Genomic DNA, 10896 nt, shown 5'->3' on the forward strand with positions numbered 1-10896 from the left:
GTGCGATGGATCGTGCGGGTGAAGTGATCAAGGGGCAAGAATACACCCCGAAGAGCTTGCAGGCCGGTATGGGCGGAATGACGACAGGTTCTTTTCCCAGCGATTGGACGCGCTTGAAGCCCGGGGGCGGGGGCCAGCGGTCAAATGTTGGATGGCGGGTGGAGAAACGGTGATGGTGATGAGCCTGGTGCCGGGGGCGTCCCCGGTGAGCCTGAACGAGGCGCGCGGCTGGCTGCGGATGGGCGGCGCGAGTGACGACGCGGTGGTCGAGCCGCTGCTGCGCGCCGCGACGGGGATTTGCGAGGCCTTTGTCGGCCAGTGGCTGGTGCAGCGATCGGGCAGCGAGCTGGTGCGGGTGAAACAGGGCGCTGCCTGGCTGAGCGTGCGGCCGGTGGTCGCGGTCGACGAGGTGCGGATGGTGGCGGCGGACGATAGCGAGACGGTGCTGGCAGTGGACGAGTACCGGCTGTCGCTGGCGGCGGACGGCGCGGGGCGGGTGATGATCATGCCGCAGCATGGCGCCGCGCGGGTGCGCGTGACCTATCGCGCCGGGATGGCGGCGGCGGGCGCGGATGTGCCCGAAGCGATCCGGCACGGAATCGTGCGGATGGCGCAGCATCTGTACGAGGCGCGCGACGGCAAGGACGTACCGCCGCCGCCCGCAGCGATCGCGGCGCTGTGGCAGCCGTGGCGGGTACTGCGCCTGGGCGGCGGGCGATGAGTGGCGCCGAGCGGGCGGTGCGCGCGAAGGCGCTCGCGCTGCTGGCGGGTGACGAGGTGCTGGCGGGGCTGGTGCATGGGATTTTTGACGGCGTGCCGCCGCGGGTGAGCACCCCCTATGTTTCGGTGGGCGCGGCCGAGGGCGCGGACTGGGGAACGAAGGATAGGACGGGGCGCGAGGTGCGGTTGACGCTGTCGCTGGCCGGGGTCGGCAGCGCCGTCGATGATGTCGCGGCGGGGCGGATCGAGGCGGTCGCGGCGGGACTGCGCGGGGCGGCCGATGGCTGGTCGGTCGTCAGCGCGCGGGTGGTACGGACGCGGTTCGGTTTTGGGCAGGGCGGCGGGTGGCGGCACGAGGTGACGGTGCGGTGCCGGTGTCTGGCGGGGTGAGGGGCGTTCCTGCCAGAGGGGTGATTGTCTGGGTGCGACGGGTTGCGGGCGTAAAACCCTCTCCCCTTGGGAGAGGGTTGGGTGAGGGTGTCTGAGGTTGGTTTTTTGATCGGAGGGTGATCCCCTCACCCAACTTCGGCTAGGTTGCTGCGCAATCAAGCCTGCGTATCCCTCTCCCGACGGGAGAGGGGAAAGGCAGCTTCCCGCCCCCAAGCCGACTTACGCTGACGTTTGCAGTCCAGTTCGACGGTCAATCGCCCGGCAGGGTGTTGTTCGACTTATAATCCATGAACTTGTCGGTGAAGCTGGCGTGATAATCGTCGATCTGCATGTTGGCGTCTTCGGTGGCGACCTTTTCGGAATCGCCGCCCGAGCGGCCGAGCGCGATCAGCGCCTTGCGGAACGCGTCGCGTTCGGCACCGCAGTTCGCTTTCAGCGCCATTTCATATTCGACCTCTTCGACCTTGGCCTCGAGCGCCTTTTTCATGTCGTCGCGCAAGCATTTGGTGAAGGCGGCGCGCGTCGTGTCGACCGCGGGCGACTGGATCATGGCGGCGAAAACCAATGTTGTGATGAGCATCCTGCGACTCCCCGTTCCGCATGTTTTTCTGACTGAGGAGAATAAACGATGGCAATCGAAAATGGGAGCGCTTTTCTGCTCAAGGTCGGCGATGGCGCGGCGCCGCCGGTGTATCAGACGGTCGCGGGGCTGCGGACGACGCAATTGTCGGTGAACGGCGAGGCGGTGAACGTCACCACCAAGGATTCGGGCGGGTGGCGCGCGCTGTTGTCGGGCGCCGGGGTGCGGTCGGTTTCGGTGAGCGCAGCGGGGATTTTTACCGGGTCGGCGGCCGAGGTGCGGGTGCGCGGCCATGCGCTGGCGGGGACGATCGACGATTATGAGCTGAGTTTCGAGAGCGGCGAGCGGCTGCGCGGGCGGTTCCTGGTGACGCGGCTGGACTATGCCGGCGATTATAATGGCGAGCGCAATTACACGCTGAACCTGGAATCGAGCGGCGCGGTGGTGAGCCTGTGAGCGCGGCGGCGAATGCCTTGCGCGGCGAGGCGGAATTGCGCGTTGGCGAGCGGACATATGTGCTGCGCCCGAGTTTTGCGGCGCTGGTCGCGGCGGAGAGCGAGCTGGGGCCGCTGTTCGCGCTGGTCGAGCGCGCGGCGGACGGGCGGCTGGGGTTGGGCGAGCTGGCGACCCTGTTCTGGCATTGCGTGAAGGATCGGCCGGAGACGCTGACGCGTGAGGCGGTGGGCGAGGCGGTGGTGGCGCAGGGGCTGGCGGCGGTGACCCCGGCGCTGCGCGTGCTGCTGGGGCAGATTTTGTCGGGGCGGTGAGGGTACAAGAAAATCCTTCCTGTGGCTTCGCCACAGGGAGGATCGATGTGACGCGAATTTGCATGGGTGATGCGGCCCTTTCCCTACTCGGGGTGATGGCGCGGGTTGCGGGATGGCGGCCCGACGATTTCTGGAATGCGACGCCTGCCGATGTGCGGGCGGTGCTGGCGGGGTGGGTCGAGGCGGATGCGGGGGCGTCGTTTGACGGGACCGCGCTGGCGGCACTGATGGAGAAATTTCCTGATGGACGAGATTGACGAGATGGTGGTGGCGGTGCGCGCCGACACCGGGGCATTCCGGCGCGACATCGCGGCGTTGCGCGCCGAACTGGGCGGCGAACTGGTCGCCGAGGCCGAACGCGCCGGGCGCGCGATCGACCGGGCGTTGGCGCGCGCGATTGTGAACGGCAAGATGGGGTTCGAGGATCTGAAGCGGCTGGCGCTGTCGGTGATGGCCGACATCGCCCGCGCGGCGGTGGCGAATGGCATCGGCGCGGCGACCGGCGGCCAAGGCGTCGGTGGCGGGTTGCTGTCGCTGGGGCAGAGCCTGCTGCTCGGCCTGTTCGGGGCGCCGGGACGCGCGACCGGCGGGCCGGTGAGCGCGGGGCGCGCGTACCGGGTCGGCGAGCGCGGGCCGGAGCTGTTCGTGCCGACGTCGAGCGGGCGGGTCGAGGCGGCGGGCGGCGGGGCGCGCAACATTGCGATCACGGTGAATGTGCGGGGCGAGACGGGGAGCGAGCCGCAGCGGCTGGCGCAGACCGGGCGGCAGCTGGCGCGCGCGGTGCGGCGCGCGGTGGCGATGGGGGAGGATTAGGGGCGTGACGGGATTAGATGAAAACACCGTCCTTCGTTTCACACATCGTAACGCTTCGGCGGTTGGCGGGGCGGTCTCATAATCACGTCATTGCGAGCGCAGCGAAGCAATCCAGGGTGTGACAAGCCGCTCTGGATTGCTTCGCTGCGCTCGCAATGACGAAGGGGACGGGTGAGGGCTGGGAGCGTGACATGGTACAGGATGAAAATATCAAGCGCGATGCGTTGGCTCCCCTCCCGCTTGCGGGAGGGGTTGGGGGTGGGCCAGCCACGTCGCGACTGCCCACCCCGCTGCGGCTAGCGAACAAGTTCGCAAGCCTCGCTGCCCCTCCCGCAAGCGGGAGGGGAGGGGGATCGTGATGGGCTGGGCATTGGTGGCGGCATCGGAGCCGCAGCATCGCAAGGGGTGGCTGAAGCGGTTCGACCCCCGGTTTTGGACCGTCGATTTTGCGCGGCCGATGATGGCGAGCGTGACCAGTCCGGCGCCGCGCGCGCTGCGTGTCGAAGCCGTATTTTATCGCAAACAGGATCTGGCAGGGCTGATCTGGGAGAGCGAGGATCGCTGGGATCATCCGTTGCTGGCGTATGAGACCAAGCGCGATTTCCGGCATACGCAGCTGAAATTCCGGTGGCGGTCTGGGGGCATCAAGCCGCTCGATGCGCTGCACGGGCCGACGCTGACGATCGAGGGGCGCGACGCGAGCGGGGCGGCGCGGGCCTGGTATGTGCGGCTGTGGAATTATGCCGCGGGCAGCGCCGAGGATGCGGTTGTCACGCTGGACTTTGATGCGCTGGACGGCGGCTTTCTGCTGCCCGGCGAGGCCGCCCCGGTGTGGGCGGGCGACATCGACCGGATGTTCATTTCGCTGGTGCCGCCGACCTATGATGGTGGCGAGGGGGTGCTGGCGGCGCGGGTCGAGGGCTGGGCCGAGATGAGCGACATTATCTGTACGGGGTCGGGGTCGGTGCTGGCGATCGGCGATGCGGTGCTACCCGAAACCGCGCTCGGCATGACCAACGGTTATGACGATTGCTATCATCTGACTCCGGCGCGGGTGGTGCGGCAGATCGTGCAATTGGGCTATCGCGGCGACGTCGTCCATTATGTCGGGATGAGCCATTATATGCGGCTCGAAGCGCTGGGCGGCGGATTCTACGTCAGCCTGGCGGGCGGGGTGCTCAATCGTCCGACGAGCGAATGGCATCGCGCGCTGGCTGCGGCGTGCGCGGCGGCGGGGCTGGGGATCATCTGGTCGCTGTCGTATGAATTGTTCGACGCCTATTGCTGGAACGACTGGAAACAGCGCGATGCGGAAGGCGCACCGGCGCTGACCGGATGGGTGCCGCCGTCGACCTTGCTGTCGCCCGCCAATGCGGCGGCGATGGGATATTTGCAGCTGGTCGCGCGCGCCTTTGTCGCGATCGGGATCGAGGCGGGGTTGGGGGCGAAGTTTCAGGTTGGCGAGCCGTGGTGGTGGGTCAATCCGGGTGGTCAAATCTGTGGTTATGATGGGGCGACGACGGGCGCGCTGGGGATCGCGAGCGTAGCGATTTCCGATGTGCGCGGGGTCTTGTCAGCGCCGCAGCGGGCGATGCTGGATGCGCTGGGCGCTCTGCTCGCGAGTTCGACTGCGGCGCTGGTTGCGGCGGCGCGGCACGAGGCGGGGGCGGTGGGGCTTGAATCGTTCCTGTTGGTGTTTCTGCCGACCGTGCTCGACCCGTCGGCGCCCGAGGTGCGGCGGGCGAATGTCCCGCTGGGATGGGCCAAGCCCGCGTTCGATGTCTTGCAGCTGGAAGATTATGATTGGGTGACCGCGGAGCGCGGCGCCGAGACGGCACCGGCGCGCACGGCGATGGTGCAGCGGCTCGGCTATCCGGTTCACGAGCAACATTATTTTGCGGGCTTTGTGCTGAATGCGGCGGATCGCGGGCAGTGGCGAGCGATCGCCGAATCCGCTGCTGCGGCGCGGCGGGCGGGGGTGGCGCGGGCGTTTGTGTGGGCGCTGCCGCAGGTGGCGCGCGACGGCTTTGTCGCTTTTGACGGGGAGGATGAGGTGCAGGCTTTTGATGCGGTGGATTTCCCGCTGGCGATCGGGCGCGAGGCGATGGTCGCGACCGAATTTTCGACCCAGATTGTGAGCTCGCCGTCGGGGCACGAGCAGCGCGCGAGCGAATGGGCCGAGGCGCGGATGCGGTACGATGCGGGGCCGGGGATAAGGTCCGAGGCCGATGTGCGAGTGCTCGCCGATTTCTTTCGGGCACGGCGCGGGGCGGCGCGGGCGTTCCGCTTTCGCGATCCGTTCGACGCGAGTTCGGCGGCGGATGGCGGTTTGCCGGCGGCGGACGACCAGATGCTGGGGGTCGGCGACGGGGTGCGGCGGCAGTTCGCGCTGGTGAAGCGTTATGGTGCGGGAGACGCGGAACAGGTGCGCGCGATCCGGCTGCCGGTCGCGGGCAGCGTGCGGGTGTCGGTCGACGGGCTGGAGACCGCGGCGTTTGTCGTGACGGGTGAAGGCGAGGTGCTGCTCGATGCAGCGCCCGCGGCGGGGGTGGCGGTGCGCGCCGGGTATCTGTTCGACGTGCCGGTGCGCTTTGCCGAGGACCGGCTGGAGGCGAGCCGCGCGACCTTTCTGGCGGGCGAGATCGCCACCGTGCCGCTGGTCGAGGTGCGGGCGCCGTGGTGATGCCGGAAAGTTTGACCGCAGCGCCTGACTGGCTGCGCGAGGAAGTCCTGACGCTCGCGTGGTGCTGGCGGCTGGCGCGGCGCGACGGGGTGGTGATCGGGCTGACCTCGCACGACCGCGATTTGCTGATCGGCGGGCTGCTCTATCGCGCCGCGCCGGGGATGAAACCGTCGGCGCTGGAGACGAGCGACAGCCTGGACGCGGCGACGATGGATCTGGAAGGCGCGATCGCGAGCGACGCGATTGCGGCGCGCGACCTGGATGCGGGACGCTGGGACGGTGCCGAACTGGAACTGTTCGTGACCGACTGGACGGCGGCGGACGTGGCGCCGGTGACGGTGGCGCGGGGATCGCTGGGCGCGATCGAGCGGCGCGGGGCGGCTTTTGCGGCCGAGTTGCAGGGGGTGACGCGGCTGCTGGATCGGCCAGTGTGCCCGGCGACGTCGCCGTCGTGCCGCGCGATGCTGGGCGACCGGGCGTGCCGGGTCGATCTGGCGCCGTTGACGCATGTCCGGCGGGTGGTGGCGGTCGAAGGGCGCGCGGTGACGCTCGACAGCGCGGTCGCGGGCATGGTCTTTGGCGAATTGCTGTGGATCGAGGGGGCGAATTGCGGGCTGGCGAGCCCGGTGATCGCCGCGGACGGGGCGGTGTTGCAGCTGGCCGAGGGGCCATCATTTGCTCTCGCGGGTGCGGCGCGGGTGCGGCTGACCGAAGGGTGCGACAATCAGCTGGCGACGTGCCGCGACCGCTTTGCCAATGCGATCAACTTTCGCGGGGAGGCGCATTTGCCGGGCAATGACCTGCTCACGCGTTATCCCGGTGGCTGAGCTGCGCGGACAGGATCTGGGCGCGCGCGCTTTTGTTCGCGCGCGGCGGCTGGTCGGGGCGCGGTTCCGGCCGCAGGGCTATGATCCGGCGACGGGGCTCGATTGCGTCGGGCTGGTGTGGGCGGCCTATGCCGCGGCGGGACGGCGGCTGGTGCGACCGCGCGACTATCCGCTGCGCGGTTGGTCGCGGGAGCGGATTGCCGAGGCGCTAGGGCGCGCGGGTTTCGGTGCCGTCGATGGCCCGCGGCAAAGCGGCGATGTGGCGCTGATTGCGTTGGCGGCGGGGCAGTTTCATCTGGGGTTGATGGGGCAAACGACCTTTGTTCACGCGCACGCCGGGCTGCGGCGAGTGGTCGAGACGCCGGTCGATCAGGCACTGTCGGATGCAGCGTTGTGGCGTTTTGCGCCGGATTGAAGAATTTTTGCGCAGAGACGCAGAGAGCGCAGAGAAAAGAAACTGTTCACGCGGAGACGCGGAGGAAGAAGTTTATGGGCGGCTTTGCCGCCTTTTTTTGTTTCTCCGCGTCTCCGCGTGAACCGGTTTCCGCGCCTCGATATGGGGATATGGCATGGCAACTTTGGTGCTGACGGTGGTTGGCGGAATCGTCGGCGGGCCGGTGGGGGCCGCGATCGGCGCTGCGCTGGGGCAGCAGGTCGACGCGGCGGTGTTCAAGCCCAAGGGGCGCGAGGGGCCGCGGCTGGCCGACCTGAAGGTGCAGGCATCGACCTATGGCCAGCAGATCCCGCAATTGTTCGGGACAATGCGCGTCGCGGGCAGCGTGATCTGGGCGACCGACCTGATCGAACGGCGGACCAAGAGCGGCGGCGGCAAGGGGCGGCCGTCGGTCACCGAATATAGCTATGCGGTGTCGCTGGCGGTGGCGCTGTCGTCGCGGCCGATCCGCGCGATACGGCGCATCTGGGCCGACGGCAATCTGCTGCGCGGATCGAGCGGGACGTTCCAGGAGCGCTGCATCTTTCGCTGGCACGACGGCAGCGAGGATCAGGCGGTCGATCCGCTGATCGCGTCGGCGGTCGGGCCGGGATCGGCGAGCGCCTTTCGCGGACTGGCCTATGCGGTGTTCGAGGAACTGGAGCTGGCGGCGTTCGGCAACCGCATCCCGTCGCTGACCTTCGAGGTCGAGGCCGATGCGGGCGGTGTCGATGCGGGGTTGGTCGGCGATGCGCTGCTCGGCGAGGCCGGGCGCTGCGCGGGCGAGTGGCCGGTCGCGGGCTATGCCGCGTCGGGTGACCGCGCGCGCGATGCGCTCGCGCCGCTGTTCGAGGTCGATGGCACGCGGCTGGTCAGCGGTCCGGACGGGTGGCGGCTGGCACCGGTGGAAAGCGGCGCCGATGCGCTCGCGCTGGCGGATTTTCGTGCCGTAGCGCGGAGCGAGGCGACGCAGGATCTGGTCGAACGACAGCGCGCGCCGCTGGCGGCTTTGCCGGGGTCGATCCGCCTGCGCCATTACGAGCCCGAGCGCGATTATCAGCTGGGCCAGCAAGCGAGCCAGGTCGCTGGCGGCGGCGCGCGCGAGGAGCGCATCGACCTGCCGGCGGTGCTGCCCGCCGCGTCGGCGCGGGCGCTGGCCGGGCGGCTCGCGGCCGCAGCGTCGGACGGGCGCGAGACTTTGGTCTGGGACGCCGATCTGGCGGCACTGGCGCTGCCGGTCGGAGGCAAGCTGGCGATCGGCGACGGGAGCATCTGGCGGGTGGCGGCGCGGCATGTGCGCGCCGATCGCCTGTCGCTGGAATTGAAACGCCATCAGCCGGTGCCGGTCGCCGACTGGCCTGCCGCGCCGGGGGTGCCGGTGCGGCCGCCCGACTGGCCCGATGCGACGGGCATCGTGCGGCTGTTCGATTTGCCCAACCTGGAGGTGCCACCCGCCGCGACCGCGCGGCTGCTGGTTGCGGCGGCGGGCAGCAACGACGGCTGGCGCGGCGCCGATTGCTGGTTCGTTCCCGGACCGGATGCCGAGCCGGTGCCGCTGGGAACGGTGCGGCCCGCGCTCGCCTTGGGCGAACTGGCCGAGCCGCTGGCGGCCGCGAGCGAATTTCTGTTCGATGCGGTGAACGCCCTGACGGTGACCATGGTCAATCCGTCGACGATGCTGGATTCGGTCGACGATGCCGCGTTGCTGGCGGGCGCGAATCGCGCAATGATAGGCGACGAATTGCTGCAATTCGGGGCAGCGGAGCCGACGGCGCCGACGACATGGCGGCTTTCGCGCCTGCTGCGGCGACGGGCCGGGAGCGGGGGCATGGAAGGTCATGCCGCGGGAACGCCCTTTGTGCTGCTGAACGACAATGCGGGGTTGCTGTTGCCCGAATCGGCGGCCCGTGCCGCCGAAAGCGGAGCCGCGCGGCTGCAATGGGCACGGCGCGGCGATATGACATTTGCCGATATGGCCGTGCCCGCGGGTGGATCGGCAAGGCGGCCGCTGTCGCCGGTGCATGGCCGCACCGCTGCCGACGGAGCTGGCGGCATCCTCCTATCGTGGCGCCGCCGCAGCCGGGTCGATCCCGGCTGGCGCGACGAAGTCGACCTGCCGCTCGGCGAGGCGCGGGAGGTGTGGCGGATCACGCTGGCGCCTCCGGTTGCGGGGGTTGCCGCCTGGTCGTCAACCGCGTCGTCGCTGGCGATCGCTGCCGAGACCGTCGCCATCTTGCCGCCGGGCACGGTCGCCGAGGTTCGCCAGCTGGGCGATTTCGGCCTTTCACTGCCGCTTCGTATCCCTCTGGTATAGAAAGATCGTTCGATGACCGACCTGCCGATGACCCCGCGCCACGCGCTGCCGCTGCTTGCGATGGCGCAGGCGCAGAAAGAGATGACCCACAACGAGGCGCTGGTACTGATCGATGCGCTGCTGCATGCGGCGGTGGAGGGCGGACCGGCGAACGATCCGCCCGCAGAACCCGCACCCGGACAGTGCTGGCTTGTCGGTGCGGCACCGACCGGCGATTGGACGGGGCAGGCGCAGGCCATCGCCGTCCGGACGGCCGGTGGCTGGCGTTTTGCGGCGCCGCGACCCGGGACGGGGGTCTGGCATATCGGCGACGGTACCTGGCTGCGATTCGATGGCGCCGAATGGATCGCACCGGCAATCCTTGCTCCCGCCGACGGCGGTGCGATCGTCGATGCAGAGGCGCGGGCTGTCCTCGCGTCGCTGATCCTGCTATTGGAGGCGCAGGGGCTTTTGAAATCAGGCTAAATTTCCCGAAGAACAGTTCAAAAGTGCGACTTTTTGGCAACAGATTTGCGATTTGTTCACTTGCACGGAACCAAAGCGGCGGGTAGGACGTCTGCCGAGACGTATATCTCAATTTGAAAGGGGAATTTCTATGAGGAAGCTTGCCTTAGCTGTGGCGCTAGCCTCCACTGCCATGGCGTCGCCCGCTCTGGCCCGCGACAACTCGTGGTATGTTGGTGTCGGCGGCGGTGTAATGATCGTCGAAGACCTCGACCTCGACATTGGCGCGTTCAATAATGCGGCTTCGCTGGACCATCGCGCCGGATATGATTTTGAAGGCGTTGTCGGTTATGATTTCGGCGGTTTCCGCGCGGAAGTCGAAGTCGGTTATCGCGAAGCCGACATCAAATCGGGTCGCTTCGGCGTTCCGGGTATCCCGCAAACCGCTTCGGGTGCCGGTGCGCTGCTTACGGGCAATCGCGCGCTGAACGGCGATACCAATGCGCTGAGCTTCATGGTCAACGGTATGTTTGACTTCGGCGACGACGATGGCCTTCAGGGCTTTGTCGGCGGCGGTGCGGGTGTCGCCCGCGTTTCGGTTGAACCCGTTTTCGCCGGTCCGTTTCTCGATGATTCGGACACCGGCTTTGCCTGGCAGGCCATCGCGGGCGTTCGCGCTCCGATCAGCCGCAACTGGGACGTCGGCCTGAAGTATCGCTTCTTCAATGTCGACAATATCGACCTGGTCGACCAGCGCGGCCGTGACGTGTCGACGCGTTTCCGCTCGCACTCGCTGCTCGGCACGCTGACGTACAACTTCGGTGGTGCGGAACCGGTGGCTCCCCCGCCGCCCCCGCCGCCGCCGCCGCCGCCGCCGCCCCCGCCGCCCCCGCCGCCTCCGCCGGTGGTGCAGTGTGAGCCCGGA

At 68.5% G+C, this 10896-nt stretch carries 13 protein-coding genes; 12 read left to right on the top strand and 1 reads right to left on the bottom strand.

The features are described 5' to 3' along the window. Window positions 1-151: 151 nt before the first annotated feature. Entirely contained in the window at window positions 152-721 is a 570-nt protein-coding gene (locus IR187_RS16425; protein WP_194955649.1) for a head-tail connector protein, read from the top strand. Further along, window positions 718-1110, top strand: coding sequence for a DUF3168 domain-containing protein (locus IR187_RS16430; RefSeq protein WP_194955650.1), 393 nt, complete (start codon window positions 718-720; stop codon window positions 1108-1110). The genes IR187_RS16425 and IR187_RS16430 overlap by 4 nt, the downstream gene beginning before the upstream one ends. A gap of 250 nt (window positions 1111-1360) precedes the next feature. Here the strand turns inward: IR187_RS16430 and IR187_RS16435 are convergent, their stop codons facing one another. Then, a complete protein-coding gene (locus IR187_RS16435) occupies window positions 1361-1690 on the bottom strand; it encodes a hypothetical protein (RefSeq protein ID WP_194955651.1) in 330 nt (109 codons plus the stop codon). A gap of 48 nt (window positions 1691-1738) precedes the next feature. Here IR187_RS16435 and IR187_RS16440 point away from each other — a divergent pair, with 48 nt between their 5' ends. From IR187_RS16440 to IR187_RS16485, 10 genes are all read left to right on the top strand, one after another. Further along, the gene (locus tag IR187_RS16440) at window positions 1739-2146 is read left to right on the top strand and encodes a phage major tail protein, TP901-1 family (protein WP_194955652.1); all 408 of its coding nucleotides are present in this window, start codon (window positions 1739-1741) and stop codon (window positions 2144-2146) included. After that, window positions 2143-2457, top strand: coding sequence for a gene transfer agent family protein (locus IR187_RS16445; RefSeq protein WP_194955653.1), 315 nt, complete (start codon window positions 2143-2145; stop codon window positions 2455-2457). Before IR187_RS16440 ends, IR187_RS16445 begins: the two co-directional genes overlap by 4 nt. 62 nt (window positions 2458-2519) lie before the next feature. Then, window positions 2520-2714 carry a phage tail assembly chaperone gene (locus IR187_RS16450; RefSeq protein ID WP_194955654.1) on the top strand — a complete coding sequence of 65 codons (195 nt, stop codon included), beginning with the start codon at window positions 2520-2522 and terminating at the stop codon, window positions 2712-2714. After that, window positions 2701-3270: a tail tape measure protein gene (locus IR187_RS16455; RefSeq protein WP_194955655.1), complete on the top strand. Its 570-nt coding sequence runs from the start codon at window positions 2701-2703 to the stop codon at window positions 3268-3270. Before IR187_RS16450 ends, IR187_RS16455 begins: the two co-directional genes overlap by 14 nt. A 358-nt stretch (window positions 3271-3628) precedes the next feature. After that, the gene (locus tag IR187_RS16460) at window positions 3629-5953 is read left to right on the top strand and encodes a DUF2460 domain-containing protein (protein WP_194955656.1); all 2325 of its coding nucleotides are present in this window, start codon (window positions 3629-3631) and stop codon (window positions 5951-5953) included. Next, window positions 5953-6780: a DUF2163 domain-containing protein gene (locus IR187_RS16465; RefSeq protein WP_194955657.1), complete on the top strand. Its 828-nt coding sequence runs from the start codon at window positions 5953-5955 to the stop codon at window positions 6778-6780. Before IR187_RS16460 ends, IR187_RS16465 begins: the two co-directional genes overlap by 1 nt. Further along, on the top strand, window positions 6773-7195 hold the full coding sequence (locus tag IR187_RS16470; RefSeq protein WP_324187718.1) for an NlpC/P60 family protein: 423 nt from the start codon (window positions 6773-6775) through the stop codon (window positions 7193-7195). Before IR187_RS16465 ends, IR187_RS16470 begins: the two co-directional genes overlap by 8 nt. Window positions 7196-7349: 154 nt before the next feature. Then, window positions 7350-9527, top strand: a complete 2178-nt coding sequence (locus IR187_RS16475; RefSeq protein ID WP_194955658.1) for a phage tail protein — start codon at window positions 7350-7352, stop codon at window positions 9525-9527. 12 nt (window positions 9528-9539) lie between these two features. After that, the gene (locus tag IR187_RS16480) at window positions 9540-9992 is read left to right on the top strand and encodes a DUF2793 domain-containing protein (protein WP_194955659.1); all 453 of its coding nucleotides are present in this window, start codon (window positions 9540-9542) and stop codon (window positions 9990-9992) included. 130 nt (window positions 9993-10122) lie between these two features. Then, a partial coding sequence (locus IR187_RS16485; protein WP_194955660.1) for an outer membrane protein occupies window positions 10123-10896 on the top strand: 774 nt, incomplete at its 3' end.

This window comes from Sphingopyxis solisilvae (assembly GCF_015475875.1).
Taxonomy (GTDB): domain Bacteria; phylum Pseudomonadota; class Alphaproteobacteria; order Sphingomonadales; family Sphingomonadaceae; genus Sphingopyxis; species Sphingopyxis solisilvae.

Coding starts and splice junctions, on each gene's coding strand:
- IR187_RS16435 (WP_194955651.1), bottom strand. CDS start 1,690: ATGCTCATCACAACATTGGTTTTCGCCGCCATGATCCAGTCGCCCGCG.
- IR187_RS16460 (WP_194955656.1), top strand. CDS start 3,629: ATGGGCTGGGCATTGGTGGCGGCATCGGAGCCGCAGCATCGCAAGGGG.
- IR187_RS16440 (WP_194955652.1), top strand. CDS start 1,739: ATGGCAATCGAAAATGGGAGCGCTTTTCTGCTCAAGGTCGGCGATGGC.
- IR187_RS16450 (WP_194955654.1), top strand. CDS start 2,520: ATGGGTGATGCGGCCCTTTCCCTACTCGGGGTGATGGCGCGGGTTGCG.
- IR187_RS16480 (WP_194955659.1), top strand. CDS start 9,540: ATGACCGACCTGCCGATGACCCCGCGCCACGCGCTGCCGCTGCTTGCG.
- IR187_RS16465 (WP_194955657.1), top strand. CDS start 5,953: ATGCCGGAAAGTTTGACCGCAGCGCCTGACTGGCTGCGCGAGGAAGTC.
- IR187_RS16455 (WP_194955655.1), top strand. CDS start 2,701: ATGGACGAGATTGACGAGATGGTGGTGGCGGTGCGCGCCGACACCGGG.
- IR187_RS16475 (WP_194955658.1), top strand. CDS start 7,350: ATGGCAACTTTGGTGCTGACGGTGGTTGGCGGAATCGTCGGCGGGCCG.
- IR187_RS16430 (WP_194955650.1), top strand. CDS start 718: ATGAGTGGCGCCGAGCGGGCGGTGCGCGCGAAGGCGCTCGCGCTGCTG.
- IR187_RS16425 (WP_194955649.1), top strand. CDS start 152: ATGGCGGGTGGAGAAACGGTGATGGTGATGAGCCTGGTGCCGGGGGCG.